The sequence below is a fragment of the Pseudomonas californiensis genome (assembly GCF_021147775.1).
GTDB classification, from domain to species: Bacteria; Pseudomonadota; Gammaproteobacteria; order Pseudomonadales; family Pseudomonadaceae; genus Aquipseudomonas; species Aquipseudomonas californiensis.
The window spans coordinates 38,836-56,209 of sequence record NZ_JAGTPK010000012.1; the positions used below are offsets into that span (position 1 = coordinate 38,836).

The 17,374-nt window shown below is 59.0% G+C and carries 16 protein-coding genes; 11 read left to right on the forward strand and 5 right to left on the reverse strand.

Going from position 1 to position 17,374, the window contains the following annotated elements; all coding sequences use genetic code 11:
- Nucleotides 1-41 precede the first annotated feature (41 nt).
- Both KDX37_RS13720 and KDX37_RS13725 read left to right on the forward strand, forming a co-directional pair.
- The gene (locus KDX37_RS13720) at nt 42-1,436 is read left to right on the forward strand and encodes an MFS transporter (protein ID WP_231653220.1); all 1,395 of its coding nucleotides are present in this window, start codon (nt 42-44) and stop codon (nt 1,434-1,436) included.
- Nucleotides 1,437-1,445: 9 nt separating this feature from the next.
- The gene (locus tag KDX37_RS13725) at nt 1,446-2,000 is read left to right on the forward strand and encodes a single-stranded DNA-binding protein (RefSeq protein ID WP_231653221.1); all 555 of its coding nucleotides are present in this window, start codon (nt 1,446-1,448) and stop codon (nt 1,998-2,000) included.
- A gap of 130 nt (nt 2,001-2,130) precedes the next feature.
- Here KDX37_RS13725 and KDX37_RS13730 read toward each other — a convergent pair whose 3' ends face one another.
- Nucleotides 2,131-3,915 (reverse strand): IlvD/Edd family dehydratase, encoded by a 1,785-nt coding sequence (locus KDX37_RS13730; RefSeq protein ID WP_231653222.1) that lies wholly within the window; start codon nt 3,913-3,915, stop codon nt 2,131-2,133.
- Between the two features lie 51 nt (nt 3,916-3,966).
- Nucleotides 3,967-5,148 carry a fumarylacetoacetate hydrolase family protein gene (locus tag KDX37_RS13735; RefSeq protein ID WP_231653223.1) on the reverse strand — a complete coding sequence of 394 codons (1,182 nt, stop codon included), beginning with the start codon at nt 5,146-5,148 and terminating at the stop codon, nt 3,967-3,969.
- Between the two features lie 114 nt (nt 5,149-5,262).
- Here KDX37_RS13735 and KDX37_RS13740 point away from each other — a divergent pair, with 114 nt between their 5' ends.
- The 4 genes from KDX37_RS13740 (at nt 5,263) to KDX37_RS13755 (ending at nt 9,431) form a co-directional block, all read left to right on the forward strand.
- A complete protein-coding gene (locus tag KDX37_RS13740; protein ID WP_231653224.1) occupies nt 5,263-6,213 on the forward strand; it encodes a LysR family transcriptional regulator in 951 nt (316 codons plus the stop codon).
- 170 nt (nt 6,214-6,383) lie between these two features.
- Entirely contained in the window at nt 6,384-7,781 is a 1,398-nt protein-coding gene (locus KDX37_RS13745; RefSeq protein ID WP_406642324.1) for an MFS transporter, read from the forward strand.
- On the forward strand, nt 7,778-8,518 hold the full coding sequence (locus KDX37_RS13750; protein WP_231653226.1) for an SDR family oxidoreductase: 741 nt from the start codon (nt 7,778-7,780) through the stop codon (nt 8,516-8,518). Before KDX37_RS13745 ends, KDX37_RS13750 begins: the two co-directional genes overlap by 4 nt.
- Before the next feature lie 64 nt (nt 8,519-8,582).
- On the forward strand, nt 8,583-9,431 hold the full coding sequence (locus KDX37_RS13755; protein ID WP_231653227.1) for an ureidoglycolate lyase: 849 nt from the start codon (nt 8,583-8,585) through the stop codon (nt 9,429-9,431).
- Between the two features lie 60 nt (nt 9,432-9,491).
- On the opposite strand, the gene KDX37_RS13760 is transcribed toward KDX37_RS13755, so the two are convergent.
- A complete protein-coding gene (locus tag KDX37_RS13760; protein ID WP_231653228.1) occupies nt 9,492-10,310 on the reverse strand; it encodes an alpha/beta fold hydrolase in 819 nt (272 codons plus the stop codon).
- Nucleotides 10,311-10,590: 280 nt separating this feature from the next.
- On the opposite strand from KDX37_RS13760, the gene KDX37_RS13765 reads away from it, so the two are divergent.
- The 5 genes from KDX37_RS13765 (at nt 10,591) to KDX37_RS13785 (ending at nt 15,982) form a co-directional block, all read left to right on the forward strand.
- Complete coding sequence (locus KDX37_RS13765) at nt 10,591-10,932, forward strand: DoxX family protein (protein ID WP_231653366.1); 342 nt, start codon at nt 10,591-10,593, stop codon at nt 10,930-10,932.
- 151 nt (nt 10,933-11,083) lie between these two features.
- Entirely contained in the window at nt 11,084-13,375 is a 2,292-nt protein-coding gene (locus KDX37_RS13770) for a mechanosensitive ion channel family protein (protein ID WP_231653229.1), read from the forward strand.
- Between the two features lie 170 nt (nt 13,376-13,545).
- Nucleotides 13,546-14,430 (forward strand): sugar nucleotide-binding protein, encoded by an 885-nt coding sequence (locus KDX37_RS13775; RefSeq protein ID WP_231653230.1) that lies wholly within the window; start codon nt 13,546-13,548, stop codon nt 14,428-14,430.
- Nucleotides 14,423-15,352, forward strand: a complete 930-nt coding sequence (locus tag KDX37_RS13780; RefSeq protein WP_231653231.1) for an NAD-dependent epimerase/dehydratase family protein — start codon at nt 14,423-14,425, stop codon at nt 15,350-15,352. The genes KDX37_RS13775 and KDX37_RS13780 overlap by 8 nt, the downstream gene beginning before the upstream one ends.
- Before the next feature lie 168 nt (nt 15,353-15,520).
- Nucleotides 15,521-15,982, forward strand: a complete 462-nt coding sequence (locus tag KDX37_RS13785; protein WP_231653232.1) for a hypothetical protein — start codon at nt 15,521-15,523, stop codon at nt 15,980-15,982.
- 72 nt (nt 15,983-16,054) lie between these two features.
- Here KDX37_RS13785 and KDX37_RS13790 read toward each other — a convergent pair whose 3' ends face one another.
- On the reverse strand, nt 16,055-16,741 hold the full coding sequence (locus KDX37_RS13790) for an OmpW/AlkL family protein (protein WP_231653233.1): 687 nt from the start codon (nt 16,739-16,741) through the stop codon (nt 16,055-16,057).
- Nucleotides 16,742-16,845: 104 nt separating this feature from the next.
- Nucleotides 16,846-17,370 (reverse strand): DUF3299 domain-containing protein, encoded by a 525-nt coding sequence (locus tag KDX37_RS13795; protein WP_231653234.1) that lies wholly within the window; start codon nt 17,368-17,370, stop codon nt 16,846-16,848.
- Nucleotides 17,371-17,374: the final 4 nt, after the last annotated feature.

Below are 17,374 nucleotides of genomic sequence, written 5' to 3' on the forward strand. Positions count from 1 at the left end.
GGGACTGGTAGAATCGCCGCCGGTTCACACGAGGTTTATCCATGCACGATCTCCACAGCGAACGAATGAGCCGCGGCGAGACCCGCGCTGCAGGCGGTCTGGCGCTTGTGTTCGCGTTCCGCATGCTCGGCATGTTCATGGTGCTGCCGGTATTGGCAACCTATGGCATGGACCTGGCGGGCGCGAGTCCTGCACTGATTGGTCTGGCCATCGGCGCCTATGGCTTGACTCAGGCCGTTCTGCAGATTCCCTTCGGTATTATTTCCGACCGGATCGGCCGACGACCGGTTATCTATCTCGGCCTGATAGTTTTCGCCATTGGCAGCGTCGTGGCAGCAAGCGCCGATTCAATCTGGGGCATCATCGCGGGTCGCATTCTGCAGGGCGCCGGCGCTATTTCCGCAGCAGTCATGGCATTGCTCTCCGACCTGACCCGTGAGCAGCATCGCACCAAGGCGATGGCCATGATCGGCATGACCATCGGTCTGTCGTTCGCGGTTGCGATGGTCGTGGGCCCATTGTTGACCGGCGCGTTTGGCTTGTCCGGGTTGTTTCTGGCCACTGGCGGCATGGCGTTGCTGGGTATTCTGATCGTCGCTTTCATCGTACCCAAGGCCAACGGGCCGCTGCTGCATCGTGAGTCCGGTGTCGCCAGGCAAGCACTGGGCGCGACATTGCGTCATCCCGACCTGTTGCGTCTGGATTTGGGTATCTTCGTGTTGCACGCGATGCTCATGTCCAGTTTCGTGGCGTTACCGTTGGCACTGGTGGAAAAAGCCGGTTTGCCCAAGGAACAGCACTGGTGGGTCTACCTGACGGCTTTGCTGGTTTCGTTCTTCGCCATGATTCCTTTCATCATTTACGGTGAGAAGAAACGTCAGATGAAGCGCGTCCTGCTCGGGGCCGTATTCCTATTGATGCTGTCTGAGCTATTCTTCTGGAAGTTCGGTGACACGTTACGGGCACTGGTAATCGGTACAGTGGTATTCTTCACCGCGTTCAATCTGCTGGAAGCGTCTTTGCCGTCGCTGATCAGCAAGGTATCGCCGGCTGGCGGAAAAGGGACGGCGATGGGGGTTTATTCCACCAGCCAGTTCCTTGGTTCGGCGGCAGGTGGGATACTGGGCGGCTGGTTGTTCCAGCATGGTGGGCTCGATGTGGTGTTCCTGGGTGGTGCAGCCATGGCCGCCGTCTGGCTTGCTTTTGCAATGACCATGCGTGAACCGCCTTACGTGACCAGCCTACGTCTGCCGTTGGCGCCAGAGGCGCAGCGTGATGCAGGCCTGGCAGAGCGTTTAATGTCCGTAGCAGGCGTAACGGATGCAGTGGTGGTTGCCGAAGAGGCAGCTATCTATATCAAACTCGATACAAAATTATTGGATCGTGCCTCTCTCGAACAGCTGGTCAACCCGGCATCAGAAGCGCGCGAAACCTAGGAGAACGTTATGGCCCGTGGGGTTAACAAAGTCATATTGGTCGGTACATGCGGCCAGGATCCCGAAGTTCGCTACTTGCCTAACGGTAACGCCGTGACCAACCTGAGTCTGGCCACCAGCGAACAATGGACTGACAAGCAGAGCGGTCAGAAAGTCGAAAAGACCGAATGGCACCGTGTTTCGATGTTCGGCAAGGTTGCTGAAATTGCTGGCGAGTACCTGCGCAAGGGTTCGCAGGTCTACATCGAAGGCAAGCTGCAGACACGCGAGTGGGAAAAAGACGGCATCAAGCGTTACACCACCGAAATCGTCGTCGACATGCAAGGCACCATGCAATTGCTGGGTGGCCGTCCACAGGGCGACGCTCAACAAGGTCAGGGTGGCGGCAACTACAATCAGTCAGCTCCTCGTCCTCAGCAGTCGCGCCCGCAGCAGTCGGCACCGCCACAGCAGTCCTACAATCAGCAACCGCCACAACAACGCGAATCCCGCCCTGCGCCGCAGCAGCAAGCGCCGCAGCCAGCTGCTGATTTCGACAGCTTTGATGACGATATTCCGTTCTAGCGGTCACCTTAGACTTTTTTGTAAAGTTTTGTCTGGAGCCCCCGCACTGCGGGGGTTTTGCTTTTATAGCGAACTGCGATCGCGCCTCAGATACCACTTACACAGCGGGCCGCTTGTAAGTCATGCGTATTCAATGTGAATGCCGCGGTGTGCCGCTGCGGGCGATCACCCGCATGTGCAGGGTGGCGGGTTCCAGGCAGCCGCCTGTGGACAACTGGCCTACCAGTTGGCGGTAGAGTTCCTGCCAGGGCGTTTGTGACGGTGGGATCGAGGGCGTCCAGGCTTCGCGGCGCCGGACGAGTTCGTCTTCGTCGACCAACAGGTTGACCGAGCGGGCGTTGAGGTCAACGCGCAGTCTGTCGTTGGTGCGCAGCAGGGCAAGGCCGCCGCCGATGGCCGCTTCTGGGGACATGTTTAGGATTGACGGGCTGGCGGACGTGCCGCTTTGACGGCCATCGCCGAGGCAGGGCAGGGAGTCGATGCCGCTTTTGATGAGCGCGGCGGGCGGGTCCATGTTGACCACTTCAGCGCTGCCGGGATAACCGACGGTGCCTGCGCCGCGAATGACCAGGATGCAGCGCTCGTCGACGTCCAGCGCCGGGTCGTCGATTCGGGCGTGATAGTCCTCCGGCCCTTCGAACACGATAGCGCGGGCCTCGAAGCTGTTCTCGGCGCCGGGCTCGGACAGGTACGTCTTGCGGAAGGCTTCGCCGACGACCGACATCTTCATGATCGCGCTGTCGAAGAAATTGCCGCTGAGCACGATGAATCCGGCACTGTGTTTGAGGGGCGCGTCGTAAGGCAGAATCACCTCTGTATTGCTGGTGACTGCTGTGCGCACGATGTCGCCGATGGTTTTGCCGCTGACCGTGGCGCATTGTTCATGCAAGCGCCCGGCTTTTTGCAACTCATGCATCACCGCAGGTACGCCGCCTGCACGGTGGAAGCCTTCGCCGAGGTATTTGCCTGCGGGCATGCAGTTCACCAGCAGAGGGACGTCGACACCGATGCGCTGCCAGTCATCGAGGCTCAGCTCCACGCCCATGTGCCGCGCAATCGCGATCAGGTGTGGCGGGCAATTGCTCGAAGCGCCCAGTGCCGAGGCGACGGCAATCGCATTCTCGAAAGCCTCGCGTGTCATGATCTGTGACGGCCGCACATCCTGCATGACCAGTTCACAGATGCGCTTGCCTGTTGCATAGGCCATTTGCCCGCGCTCGCGATACGGTGCAGGGATGCTGGCGCAACCGGGTAACGACATGCCAAGCGCTTCGGCCAGCGCGTTCATCGACAGGGCGGTGCCCATGGTGTTGCAGTGGCCCACCGATGGCGACGCGGCGGTGGTCATGTCCATGAAACCTTCATAGTCGATTTCTTCCGCTGCCAGCAACTTGCGTGCATGCCACAGTACCGTGCCCGAGCCGATCAGGTCGCCCTTGTAATGGCCGTCGAGCATCGGTCCGCCCGACAGCACGATTGCGGGCAGGTCGGTGGTCGCAGCGGCCATCAGGCAGGCAGGCGTAGTTTTGTCGCAGCCGGTAGTGAGCACTACGCCATCCAGCGGGTAGCCGTGCAGAATCTCCACCAGCCCCAGGTAGGCCAGGTTACGGTCCAGCGCGGCGGTCGGGCGGCGGCTTTGCTCGGCAATCGGGTGTACCGGGAACTCCATCGGAATCCCGCCTGCGTCACGAATGCCCGCCTTTACCCGCTGGGCCAGTTCGATGTGATGGCGGTTGCAGGGCGTGAGGTCGCTGCCGGTCTGGGCGATACCGATGATCGGGCGACCGGACTGCAGCTCGCTGCGCGTCAGGCCGTAATTCATGTAGCGCTCGACGTACAGCGCAGTAAGGTCGGCATGTTCCGGATCGTCGAACCATTGCTGGCTGCGCAGTGGGCGTTTCGGGGGCAGGCTCATGGGCATGTTCTCTTGTTATGGGCTGATATCGGAGTGGTGCGCGAGAATGGTTCAGCGATTCAACAATCCTCGCGCCGCCAGATTATGGAACAGCGCGCCGAGGCCGAACGTCCAGGGCGTGGCCGCGTCACTGTAGGTGACCTGATTGTGCAGGCTGCCCAGCAACGGGCTGCTGATGCTCACGCGGTCGCCTTGTTTGTGGGTGAATCCGGCGCCGGGATGATCACGGTCCTGGGTGGGCGCGAACAGCGTTCCGAGGAACAGCACCAGCCCGTCGGGGTATTGGTGATTGGCGTTCAGCGTCTGCGCGACAATGTCCAGTGGATCGCGACTGATCTGATCCATCGAACTGGCACCGTGCAGCACATAGCCGTCATCGCCTTGTACCTCTAGATCGATAACGCTGCGACGCACATCGTCCAGGCTGAAATGCTCGTCAAAAAGACGAATGAACGGACCGATTGCACATGACGCGTTGTTGTCCTTGGCCTTGCCCAGTAACAAAGCACTGCGGCCCTCGAAATCGCGCAGGTTGACGTCATTGCCCAGCGCCGCGCCATGAACCTGACCACGGCTGTTGACCGCCAGCACGACCTCGGGCTCCGGGTTGTTCCATAGCGAACCGGGGTGAATACCGATCTGGCTGGCGCTACCCACTGCCGACAGCACCGGAGCCTTGGTGAAAATCTCGGCGTCCGGGCCGATGCCGACTTCCAGATATTGTGACCACATGCCTTTTGCGATCAGCACGGCTTTCAGGCGCCTGGCTTGTTCGGAGCCTGGCTTGACGGCGCGCAGGTTGTCGCCGATGACCTCACGCACCAGCGTTCTCACGCCCTCGGCCAGCGCCGCGTCCCCTCCGGCTTTTTCCTCGATCACGCGTTCGATCATGCTGGCAGCGAAGGTCACGCCTGCGGCCTTGATGACGTGCAAGTCCAGCGGCGCAAGCAGATAAGGTTTGGCCGGGTCGGCGTGTGACCCGGTGTTGGCCAGCAAGGCATCGATGCTGGTGACGAATTTGCCCGGCGCCTGCCGCACGGCCTCTAGAGGTGAGTCCCGCTCCAGCAGTTCGCTGACGGTGGCAAAGTGCGCGGACAGGTCGAACACCCCGTCAGCCCGCAGCACAATGGGCGAGGGGCCAGCCAGTGTGCCGGGGATCCAGGCGCGCCCGATCAGCGTGGCAGGTGAGCCATCCTTGGGCAGGGTATTTTCGGGCGTTAGGCTTATCGGCATGACACGCATCCTGATCCATAAAACCTGCACGCTAGGTCGCCGGGTGGATAAACTCCAATGGCAAATTTTCACTTATCGATAACCTGACGTTATTACCATGCCGAGGTGAGCCCTGTGTCCGATCTGTCGTTTTCCAGTTTCTGCAACTGGCTCAAATTCCGTCATTTGACGCTGATCGATACGTTGGGCCGTACCCAGAACATGCACGCGGCTGCTCAGCAGATGAACCTCAGCCAGCCCGCACTGAGCAAAATGCTCAAGGAAATCGAAAGCTTGTTGGGTTTTGCAATTTTCGAACGCTTGCCGCGCAGCATGGTGCCGACGTCACTGGGTATTCAGGTGGTGCGCTACGCCCAGTTGGCCCTGAACGATGCACGGACGTTCGTTGAACAGATCAACAACCTCAGCGCGGGCGGACATGGGCACCTCAAGGTTGGCGGGATCTTTGCCGCCACCGCGGTTGTGCTGCCCGAAGCGATTGTGCAGATCAAGGAGCGCTGGCCCCTGCTGGCAATCGAGGTGGTCGAGCAGACCAGCGACCACTTGATGGAAATGCTGGAAGAACGCACGCTGGACCTGGCGATCGGACGTTTTACCGAGCAGGGTCAACAACAACGCTACGACTTTCAGGCGTTGGCGCCAGAGCCGTTCAGTATCGTGGTCAACAGCCGTCATCCGCTGTGCGAAGCGGGGCCGATGACGTTGCGTCAGTTGGTGGACTGGCCTTGGATGCTTTACCCCAACGGCACGCCGATCCGCGGTCGTATGGAAGAGGCGTTCGCCAACGCAGGCGTCGATGTGCCTCGCAACACCATCGAAACCATCTCCATGCAGACTTTTTTGAAAGTCCTTCAGAGCGGCCCGATGATCGGCATGCTGCCCGATGCCATGGTGGCGCAGCATCTGGAGAGTGGCCTGCTCAGGACCCTGGAAACGCAGATGCATCTGGTCCCGCAGTTCTACGGCATTCTGACCCGCAAGAGCGAGCCGCTGACGGGCCCGGCATCTGAATTTGCCGCGATTCTGTTGGAAAACGCGCGCCTTACTCAAGCAAAAAACAACTGATTGCGCTGTTGACTCGATAACCAGAAGTTATCGTTTAATCAGCAAATGCCATTGGGATTGAATCGATCCCTGACCTAGATTACTGACCAGCACCTGCAACGGGGCGGTCAGTGATGTGTGCAGTGCCGCTCAGCCAGACCCACTCAATAAAAACAATGAGGCATGCCTGCATGCCAAGGGTTATTCACATGCAAACGAATGCCGAGCCGAACGCTCACGACGCTGATTTCGAGGACCGCACGTACCGTAAAGTCATCCTGCGAATTCTGCCGGTCCTGCTGCTGTGCTACATGGCCGCCTACCTGGATCGGGTCAACATCGGTTTCGCCAAGCTGGATATGCTCAACGACCTGCAATTCAGCAACACTGTCTATGCGCTGGGTGCGAGCATGTTCTTCTGGGGCTACTTTCTTTTCGAAGTGCCCAGCAACCTCTTGCTGCACAGGCTAGGCGCACGCTTCTGGATCGCCCGGATCATGTTCACCTGGGCGCTTGTGTCTATCGCAGTTGCCTTCACCGTGCCGCTCGCCCGATTTTTCCACATCGAATCGAGCACCATGTTTTACGTGCTGCGCTTCCTGTTGGGTATATGCGAAGCCGGCTTTTTCCCCGGCGTGATCCTGTACCTCAATTACTGGTTCCCGACCCATCGGCAAAGCCGCGTGATGTCGGGTTTTCTTATGGCGTTGCCGGTCAGTCTGACGCTGGGCGGCATGCTGTCGGGATGGTTGATGACCAGCATGAACGGCTGGCATGGCATGGCCGGGTGGCAGTGGATGCTGATCGTCGAGGGCATTCCGTCGATCATCATGGCGGTGGTGGTCATCGGTTTTCTGTGTGACAACATTGATTCAGCCAAATGGCTGTCAGCAGCCGAAAAGGCCATGCTCAAGGCTAACCTTCTGGCCGACAATACGGGCAAGGCTTCGAAGCTCAGTGAAGTCTTCTTCAATCCGCGTGTCTGGCTGCTGGTACTGATTCTGCTGACCTTCAATACCGGGTTTTACGGGCTGGCATTCTGGATGCCATCGATCATCAAGAGCGCCGGTATCGCCAATACTTTCCACATTGGTTTGTTGACCGCCATCCCTTACAGCATTGCAACCGTCGCCATGCTGCTCAATGCACGGCACTCCAATCGCACCGGCGAGCGTCGTCTTCATGCCGCGATCCCGGCGTTCATTGGCGGTGTTGGTCTGATTCTCAGCGCCTACTTTGCACACAACCTGGTGCTCTCCGTGCTGTTCCTCAGCGTGGCTGCATCCGGCATTCTCAGCTTGATGCCGATCTTCTGGACGCTGCCTGGCACCTTGCTTTCCGGTGTGGCGGCGGCAGCCGGTATCGGCATGATCAACGCCATCGGCAACCTGTCCGGTTTTACCGGTTCGATGATTACCGCCGTTGCGGAGACGATGACCGGCGACATCAATAACGGCACTTATGTGCTGGCGCTTTGCTTGCTGGTCAGTGGCGGGCTGATCCTGATGATCCCGCGCAGCATGTTGGGCAGAGCAAGCGCGGCCAAAGCCGCTGACGCATCGACCATCCTCGGCATGGAGAAAGCATGATGATGAATAACAAGCGCGTGCTGATCACCGCAGCCGGTCAGGGCATTGGTCTGGCCAGCGCCAGGGCGTTTGCCATGGCTGGCGCAACCGTTGTCGCAACCGACATTGAGCTCGGCAACCTTGAGGGCATCGAGGGGGTTGAGGCCATCAAGCTGGACGTGACGTCAATGCAGGATATCCAGGCTATCAGTGAACGTATCGGCCCGATCGACGTGCTGTTCAACTGCGCAGGCTACGTTCATTCCGGCACGATTCTGCAGTGTGACGAGGCGGCGTGGCAGCGTTCGATGGACCTCAACGTCACGGCGATGTATCGCATGATTCAGACGTTTCTGCCCGGCATGCTCAGTCGCGGCGGTGGCTCTATCATCAACATGGCCTCGGTAGCGTCCAGCGTCAAAGGCGTGCCCAATCGGTTTGCCTACAGTGCCAGCAAGGCAGCGGTTGTTGGGCTGACCAAGTCGGTCGCCACCGATTTCATTGGCCAGGGCATTCGCTGCAATGCTATTTGTCCGGGGACGGTGGACTCGCCCTCGCTGCGCCAGCGCATTGCCGCTCAGGCCCAACAGCAGGGTGTATCCGAGGCACAGGTTTACCAGCAGTTCGTTGACCGCCAACCCATGGGACGCATCGGCAGCGTCGAGGAGATTGCCCAATTGGTGCTCTACCTCGGCTCCGACGCCTCGTCCTATACCACAGGCGCAGTACATGTCATTGATGGCGGTATGAGCGTTTGACCCTGCTGCATTTGGGTAAAACGCAACGCGACCGCATGCACTTTGTTCAGAACAGGAGAACCCGATGAAATTGCTACGTTACGGTGACAAAGGCGCGGAAAAACCCGGCCTGCTTGATGCCAGCGGTCAGATTCGTGATTTGTCTGCGCATATCAAAGACATCGCAGGCGACGCGTTGACGCCAACCGGTCTCGCGGCGCTGGCGGCGCTTGATCCTGCCAGCCTGCCTGTGGTGTCAGGTCAGCCGCGCATTGGCGCCTGTGTCGGGAAGGTGGGCAAGTTTGTCTGCATTGGTCTGAACTACGCCGACCATGCCGCCGAGTCCAACATGGAGGTCCCGAAAGAGCCGGTGATCTTCAATAAATGGACCAGCGCCATCTGTGGCCCGAACGACAACATCGAGATCCCGCGTGGCTCGGTCAAGACCGACTGGGAAGTAGAACTGGGTGTGGTGATCGGCAAAGGCGGGCGTTACATTGATGAAGCCAATGCCCTGGAGCATGTGGCTGGCTATTGCGTGATCAACGATGTGTCCGAGCGGGAATGGCAACTGGAGCGCGGTGGTACCTGGGACAAGGGCAAAGGTTTCGATACGTTCGGGCCGCTTGGGCCCTGGCTGGTAACGCGTGATGAAATCGCCGATCCGCATGCGCTGGATTTGTGGCTGGAGGTAGACGGCCATCGTTATCAACAGGGCAACACCCGTACGCTGGTGTTTGGTATCCCGCAGTTGATTGCCTACCTGAGTCGCTGCATGAGCCTGCAACCAGGTGATGTGATTTCTACAGGCACGCCGCCGGGTGTCGGACTGGGCGTCAAGCCTGAGCCGGTATTTCTGCGCGCTGGGCAGCGTATTCGCCTGGGGATTGCGGGTTTGGGCGAGCAGAACCAACTGACCGTGCAGGCTGATTGATTCCGCGCGGTCCGATGAATGGCAGCCGCCCTCAAAGCGGATGCCATTCCCGCAGCAGGGTCAGCTTGAAACGAAGGCCAGCAGGTCTTCATTGAGCTGTTGGGCGTGAGTGACGGCGAAGCCGTGAGGTGCGCCTGTGTAAACCTTCAGCTCGGCACCTTCGATCATCGAAGCTGCTGCCTTGCCTGTGGTCTCGAATGGCACGACCTGATCGCCATCGCCATGAATCACCAGCGTCGGCACATTGATCTTCGCCATGTCCGGGCGGAAATCGGTCTCGGAAAATGCCGTAACGCAATCCACAGTACCTTTCAGCGACGCCATCAGTGCAATGTTCAAGGTCTGGGTCAGCACGCCGTCCGACACTGTCTGGCCTTTGTTCAGGCCATAGAACGGGGTGGAAAAATCAGCGATGAACTGCGCGCGATCTTTCAACAAACCTGCCTTGATACCCTCAAAGACTGACTTGTCGACGCCTTCAGGATGGTCCGCTGTCTTGATAAAAAATGGCGTTACGGCACCCAGCAAGGCCAGTTTGGCGACGCGTCCAGTGCCGTGGTTTGCAATGTAGCGCGTGACATCACCGCCGCCCATCGAAAAGCCCACCAGCGTGACGTCGTTCAGGTCGAGATGTTCGATCAGTTGCGCGATGTCATCGGCGAACGTGTTGTAGTCATAGCCTGTCCACGGCTGGCTCGATCGACCAAATCCGCGGCGGTCGAAGGCGATGGTGCGGTAGCCTCGGCTGCTCAGGTATTCCATCTGGTATTCCCACATGTCTGCGTCCAGCGGCCAGCCGTGGCTGAACAAGACGGGTTTGCCGGTGCCCCAGTCCTTGAAGTAAATCTCGGTGCCGTCTTTGGTCGTGAAGGTGCTCATGCAGATTCCTCTCGTGTCGGGTTTATGGACAGACGCTGTGGTCTGGCTGCGCGATGTCAGTATTCACCCATGTCGCAAGCAGTAATTGCGCGGATGTGCTCATCTGATTCAGTGCTGAACTCGGCACATCCAGACAATTTCTGGCAGCAGGCTCGCCGCATAATTCCCGTGAATCAATCCCCGCAAGAGACTCCGGATCATGCTGCCAACTGCACCGCACCATCAGTTCGACGCGAGGCTGCCGAGCGCTTCGGCGACGCTGGCCTGGGGCCTTTTATTCATGCGGATCAGCGTTTCGCTGTTGCTGCTGGTCGTGCATGGGCTCCCGAAGCTTTTCAACTGGAGCACCGAAGTACACCGCATCGAGGATCCGTTCGGTCTGGGTGGCAGCCTGACGCTGGGCTTGGCAGTGTTCGCAGAAGTGATCTGTCCGCTGCTGCTGATACTGGGTATTTATGCACGTCTGGCGTGCCTGCCGGTGCTAGCCGTGCTGGCGATCGCGGTGCTGGTGGTGCATCCCGAATGGTCGCTCGAACAAGGCCAGTTCGCCTGGCTGCTGATTATCCTGTTTGCCGGTCTGGCGCTGACAGGCCCCGGCCCGCTTGTCTTGAGGGTGAAATGAGCGAATCGCCAGTCACCTGACGTCTTGATTTCGACGAACTCCTGAAACATCGGCTCATGTATTTCCCCGCCAAAAACGAACTTGCCGCGCTAACGGGAATCAGTTTCATGGGGTTAAAGTCCCCCTCGATCTGTCCCCTGGAGAAAAACGCGTGGCGTCTCAGCTGAAAACCTTGATCCTGACGGGTCTGCTGTTGTTCGCGGGCAGTTCCCATGTCCAGGCGGCCGACGTGCCGTTACTGCCCATGGGGGCAGCGGTGCCTCAGGACAATAAGGCGGCCGAAAAGGCCGACGCGAAAGCAGATGCCAAGGCGGCTGACAAGCCTGCGGCGAAAGCCGACGAAAAGACTGTCGAAAAAGCAGACGCCAAACCGGAAGAGGGTACCGACGCTGCGGCGGCTGAGCCAACTGCGGAAATCCTGGTTCAGGGTGGTCTGCTCGGTGCCATAAGCTCAAGCATTGATGACATCCAGCAAAAGCTCAATCTGGATGACAACCTGCTGGATGCCTGGCAAGTTCGGGCCGACAAGGCTGCGGACGAACTCGACAAGCTGGTCAACAAGCGCACGACTCGCTCGCCCTGGAGCGTTGTCGGTGACTTCCTGATCCTTTCTTTTGTGTGGATCGCAGCCTTCGCAATTTTGACCACCAGTGGCCGGTTTCTGGCCGTTCGACTGTGCCGAACGGCCTTCCTCCGCGTTCGTCAGCGCAGTCAGGCGTTGCTCAAATACGTACTGCCTTTCACGTTGCCCGCGATTATCTGTCTGCCGCTGACCCTCTACGTCAGTCACTTCATGCCGTCGTCGGTCGGCCGGGCCCTGGCCCTGTGTTTTGCCTACGCCACCAGCAGCGGCATTGTTTCCACATCCGTGCTGCTGTGCGTGATCGTGATGTTCAACTCGGGCCACAAACGCGCAGCCGTGCGCATGATTCGCCGTTACTCACCGAGGCCGCTGTTTGTGGTCGGCTTTCTGGCTGCGCTGAGTGATGCGCTGACCAGCCCGCAGATCGCCCGCCAGTTGGGCAGCAACGTCACCACCAGTGTCGCGGTGTTTACCGGGCTGTTTGCGTCCGTAGTGTTCTGCATGCTGATCATCAAGGTGCGCCGTCCGGTGGCGCACCTGATCCGTAACCGCTCGCTCAGCAGCCGATTGCAGCGGCCAGCGCTGCAACAGTCACTGAAAGTGTTTTCCAGCCTGTGGTATTTGCCGATTCTGCTGATGATTCTGGTCTCGGCAATCAACCTGATCGGCGCAGGCGAAGACAGCCAGGAGGCGTTGCGCTGTGCGCTGCTCACCACCATTCTGCTGATCGCTACGGTGTTTTTGAGTACAGTCTTTCAACACCTGTTCAAGCCTGCTGAAGCACTGGGTCGCGGCGGGCATGCCTACAAGGCGCGCCTGCTGAGCCTGTTGTATGCCGTGCTGCGGATTGGCCTGGCAATCACGTTCATTGAAGTGCTGGGTCGGATCTGGGGCTTCTCGATGTTCGAGTTCGCTCAGCGCAATACGTTGGGACGCGTGATCAGTGATTCGCTGAGCAGCATTGGTCTTATTTTCGTGGTCACCTGGTTGCTGTGGGTGGTGCTGGACACGGCGATTCAGGAAGCGCTCAAGCCGCCGCTCAACCATCGCAACTCCCGTCAGCCCAGTACCCGGATCAAGACCATCCTGCCGTTGCTGCGTAATGCCGTGAAAATCATTCTGGTGGTGATCTGTGCGATCACGACCATGGCTAATCTGGGCATCAACGTCGCACCGCTCCTGGCGGGTGCTGGTGTGGTCGGTCTGGCGATCGGTTTCGGTTCTCAACAATTGGTACAGGACGTGATCACCGGTCTGTTCATCATCGTCGAAGACACCTTCTCCATTGGCGATTGGGTCGTGCTCAGTACCGGGCACTCCGGCACCGTCGAAAGCCTGACGATCCGTACCGTACGCCTGCGCGACGGCAAGGGGTTTGTGCATTCGGTACCGTTCGGGCAGATCAAGGCAGTCACTAACCAGTCGCGCCAATTTGCTTACGCCTTCTTCTCGGTGCAGTTCACCTACGACTCTGATATTGATGACGCACTCTCGTTGATTCGTGAAGTGGGGCAGTCGATTACCGAAGACATTCTGCTCAAAAACAATCTGCAAGGACCGCTTGAAGTCTTCGGCGTGGACCGCATGGACCTAAATGGTGTGGTACTGACGGCACAGTTTCGGACCTCGTCGGGTGGGCAGTACGCAGTCGGGCGTGCATTCAACGAACGGCTCAAACGGCTTGTGGATAAACATCCTTCGGTACGGTTCGCCCAGACTTATCCACAGATGGTCATGAGCCCTGGCTTCAATTCGCCTCAGCCCGGCACCGAGGCCGAAGGGCCGCCCGCGCCACCCGCTTCTTCCGCACCGCTTGGGTTGCCCAAGGGCGGCGGCACACCTGGTCCGGCGGCTCAATAAACCCCCAGGCAACGCATCTGGTGTCGAGGCTGTATGGCTTCAATACGGTCGCGCAGCGCCATTAACCTGTCGGGCAGCGCAACTGTTGGGGGTTGGCGGCCAACGTGTTATGTTTGCAGGCGTTTTTCATTTGTTAATTTGACGATTCTGATACCGAGCCTGCTGACTCTATGCGAATGCGCCTTATGCTATTGGGCGGCGGGAATGCCCTCGGGCAGGCGCTGATCCGTCTGGGTGCCGAGGAAGACATTGGTTTCCTCGCGCCGCGTCCACCGCAAGACGGTTGGGATGTGGCGAGCCTGACGCAACTGCTCGATGACACCCGTCCTGATGCCCTGATCAACCTTGCTTACTACTTCGACTGGTTTCAGGCGGAGACCGTGAGCGAATCGCGTCTCACCCACCAGGAACGTTCTGTCGAACGCCTGGCCGAACTGTGTCAGCACCACAGCATCACGCTGGTCCAGCCTTCCAGCTATCGAGTCTTCGATGGTTCCCGTGCGACCGCCTACAGCGAAAAAGACGAGCCAGTACCGTTGGGCCTTCGCGGTCAGGCGCTATGGCGGATCGAGCAGAGCGTGCGCGCGACCTGTCCGCAGCATGTACTGGTGCGCTTCGGCTGGTTGCTCGATGACAGCGCCGACGGTGTACTGGGGCGGTTTCTTTCGCGTGCCGAAACCCCTCAGGAGCTGCTGCTGGCCGATGATCGGCGCGGCAATCCGACACCTGTGGACGATGCAGCCCGTGTCATCATCTCGGTCCTCAAACAACTCGATTGCGAGGCGCCCTTGTGGGGCACCTATCATTACGCTGGCCACGAGGCGACCACGCCGTTGGCGCTGGGCCAGGCGGTACTGACCGAGGCGCGTCTGCTGCGCGCGTTGGCTGTCGAAGCGCCGACCGCTCAGGCACATGCCGCCCGTCCCGATGCGGGCGAAGAGCCGCAGCACGCGGTGCTGGCCTGCAAGAAAATTCTCCATACCTTTGGTATCAAACCCCGCGCCTGGCGTGCGGGGCTGCCAAGTCTGCTGGATCGGTATTATCGACATGTCTGATGCACCTGTTCTGATCACTGGTGGCGCGGGATTTATTGGCTCGCACCTGACCGACGCATTGCTGGCTCAAGGGCACGCTGTGCGTATCCTTGATGACCTGTCAGCAGGCAAGCGCAGCAACCTGCCGCTGGACAATCCCGCCGTCGAACTGATCGTCGGTGATGTGGCGGATGCGGCGCTGGTAAAACGCGTGGCGCAGGGCTGCAAGGCGGTCGTGCATCTGGCGGCTGTCGCCTCGGTGCAGGCGTCGGTGGACGACCCGGTAAGGACGCACCAGAGCAACTTCATTGGCACCCTGAACGTGTGTGAGGCCATGCGCGAAGCAGGTATCAAGCGTGTGGTCTTCGCCTCTAGCGCTGCGGTTTATGGCAACAATGGTGAAGGTGAGTCAATCCACGAAGACGTCACCAAGTCGCCGCTGACTCCCTATGCTTCGGACAAACTGGCTGGCGAGCAATACCTGGATTTCTATCGTCGTCAGCACGCGCTTGAACCGGTCATTTTCCGTTTCTTCAATATTTTCGGCCCGCGCCAGGATCCTTCTTCGCCTTACTCGGGTGTGATCAGCATCTTTGCCGAGCGCATCGAGAAGGGACAGCCGATTGTGGTGTTTGGCGATGGAGAGCAGACGCGTGATTTCTTCTACGTCGGTGATCTGGTCAAACTGCTGCTTCAGGCGCTGAGCCTGGACCACGCCATCGAGGGCGCGATCAACGTCGGCCTCAACCAGACCACCTCGCTCAACGAGCTTCTGGCGGCGCTGTCGCAGGTGGTGGGCAAGCAGCCAGACGTGACCCATCAGGCTCCCCGCTCAGGTGATATCAAGCATTCACGGGCGAGTAATCAGCGCTTGCTGGAGCATTTCGATCTGGGCGAGCCAACGCCGCTGCAGGTTGGTCTGAAGCAATTGTTGGGGCGCTGAAAGCAAGCCTGTCGTTGACGCTGATGTAGGTCTTATAGGTTGTCGTCGTGGGCTTTTCTTCGTCACCCGGTAGGAAGTGTCCGAGTTTTTTGTAGTGGGGGCGTTCAAGGTTTTCAGGCTTTGAAATGGCTCTTAGCATCCGTCGTCCTTTTACACTGGACGTACGGCATGCAAGACGAAAACGAAGTTGATACCCGCAAGAAAATTGCGGTTCATTCCATGCCCTGTGAACTGATCGTCCCGGGTTTTACTGACGAGTATTCGGCGTATCTGCGAGCGGACGGCGCCGACGGCTTTGGGTATGGCTTCGTCACCATTCTGGGCTTCATCCTGCTGGTGCTGGGCGGTGTCACGATCTTGCTCGGTCCTGACTCGATTTGGCTTGCCTATGGTGCGAGCCCTACCTTCTTTGAGTACATTCAACTCTATCCTGGCCCGATCGCAACGATCGGGGGGCTTCTGCTCGCTTTCGGCAAATCCATCGACAGTCATGACGCAAACCTCACGATGACGCCGGAACAGTTTCTGGTCAGCGCTTATCAGCTGAGTTTGCCGGAAAACACGGACCTCGAAAAAACGCTCACGATCACCCATGTCGAAGCCGGGTTGTTTGAGCTCGACGATATCTGATCCGCGCCCGGGAACGAAAGAGGCACCCGATAAGGGTGCCTCTCCTGTTGGTAAAGAGCGATCAGGCCGAGGTCAGAACTTGTAACCCACGCCAACCATATAGACCCACGGATCAATGTCCACGTCGACTTTGGTCTGGCCGACCGCCAGGGCTGAAGGACCGTCCACAGTGGCCTTGGTGTCGATGTCCACGTACCAGACCGAGGCGTTGACGAGCACGTTGTCAGTGATCATGTAGTCCATGCCCAACTGTGCGGCCAGACCGACCGAGTCCTTGAGCTTGAGGTTGCTGAAACCCTGGCTCTTGCGATTGCTGGCCAGGTCTTCATCGAAGAACGTGGTGTAGTTGATGCCAATACCGGCATAGGGCTGGAACCGGGAAGACGGCTCCATCGGGTAGTACTGCAACGACAGGGTCGGTGGCAGGTGTTTGACATCGGCCAGCTTGCCGTCAAGGCCAGGGCCCAGGCCTTTGACCGATACGGTGTGGTTGAACGGGGTGGCTGCGAGCAGCTCGATGCCGACGTGCGAGGTCAGCATGTAGGCGAAGGTCAGGCCCAGTTGGGTATCACCGTCGAGCGTGCCCTTTGTGCCGGAAACCTTGGCACCGTCGAGCCTGACTTCACCGCTGTCTTCGTTGGGCTGGACGTGTGCGGCACCCGCGCGGACGATGAAGTCTCCGGGCTCGTAGGCGTAGGCTGCGGTGGGCGCAGCGATGGAGAGCGCGACGAAAGACGCGCGTAGCAAATGCTTGTTCATTGAGGCTCCAGGAAATCAGTCAAAATTTATGGGCGTAATGTTAAAGCGCTGTCGAGCGGCGACTTTGACTCAGCTCAATGAAATCGCTGGGAACCTCGTTCTCCTTATGTGTCTGGCAATTCGTAGACAAGAATCTTGTCTGCCTGCATCTGGTAACCCGCTTCTGCCAATTCGCTGGTCGACGATTTGGCCTGCATCGGTCCCTCGATCCAGTACGGCTGATACAGCTCATCGACCTTCACGCCCAGCTCACTCGTGACATGCACGATCTGGTTCGCTGGTGGCGGCGGCACATGGATGCAGGCGCCGAAATACGGCACCAGCAAAAACTCCGTCACTCTGCCTTCCTCACTGACCTCCAGCGGGACGATATAACCCGGCAGACGCACCTGCTTGCCATCCAGCGCCTTGACCACCGGTGCGTGCGGAGCCAATTGGCTGGCCGCTGGTGCCTGCTCCATGGCCAATGCATCGGACATTTTCGACAGGTCATGCATCGGGGTCGTCACAGGCTTCACGACAGGTGCGTCAGGCGGAATCATCTCGGCCCAGGTCAGTACACGCGGCTCGGCGGCCCACAGCGATGTGGTAACCGAGAGCAGCAAAGTGAGTAGCATGCGCCGCATCATGAAG

Excerpts from the sequence above, each read along its gene's own strand:
- KDX37_RS13745 (WP_406642324.1), top strand. The coding sequence starts at position 6,384 with ATGCCAAGGGTTATTCACATGCAAACGAATGCCGAGCCGAACGCTCAC.
- KDX37_RS13795 (WP_231653234.1), bottom strand. The coding sequence starts at position 17,370 with ATGATGCGGCGCATGCTACTCACTTTGCTGCTCTCGGTTACCACATCG.
- KDX37_RS13785 (WP_231653232.1), top strand. The coding sequence starts at position 15,521 with ATGCAAGACGAAAACGAAGTTGATACCCGCAAGAAAATTGCGGTTCAT.
- KDX37_RS13735 (WP_231653223.1), bottom strand. The coding sequence starts at position 5,148 with ATGCCGATAAGCCTAACGCCCGAAAATACCCTGCCCAAGGATGGCTCA.
- KDX37_RS13730 (WP_231653222.1), bottom strand. The coding sequence starts at position 3,915 with ATGAGCCTGCCCCCGAAACGCCCACTGCGCAGCCAGCAATGGTTCGAC.
- KDX37_RS13790 (WP_231653233.1), bottom strand. The coding sequence starts at position 16,741 with ATGAACAAGCATTTGCTACGCGCGTCTTTCGTCGCGCTCTCCATCGCT.
- KDX37_RS13780 (WP_231653231.1), top strand. The coding sequence starts at position 14,423 with ATGTCTGATGCACCTGTTCTGATCACTGGTGGCGCGGGATTTATTGGC.
- KDX37_RS13760 (WP_231653228.1), bottom strand. The coding sequence starts at position 10,310 with ATGAGCACCTTCACGACCAAAGACGGCACCGAGATTTACTTCAAGGAC.
- KDX37_RS13765 (WP_231653366.1), top strand. The coding sequence starts at position 10,591 with ATGCGGATCAGCGTTTCGCTGTTGCTGCTGGTCGTGCATGGGCTCCCG.
- KDX37_RS13755 (WP_231653227.1), top strand. The coding sequence starts at position 8,583 with ATGAAATTGCTACGTTACGGTGACAAAGGCGCGGAAAAACCCGGCCTG.
- KDX37_RS13725 (WP_231653221.1), top strand. The coding sequence starts at position 1,446 with ATGGCCCGTGGGGTTAACAAAGTCATATTGGTCGGTACATGCGGCCAG.
- KDX37_RS13750 (WP_231653226.1), top strand. The coding sequence starts at position 7,778 with ATGATGATGAATAACAAGCGCGTGCTGATCACCGCAGCCGGTCAGGGC.
- KDX37_RS13720 (WP_231653220.1), top strand. The coding sequence starts at position 42 with ATGCACGATCTCCACAGCGAACGAATGAGCCGCGGCGAGACCCGCGCT.
- KDX37_RS13775 (WP_231653230.1), top strand. The coding sequence starts at position 13,546 with ATGCGAATGCGCCTTATGCTATTGGGCGGCGGGAATGCCCTCGGGCAG.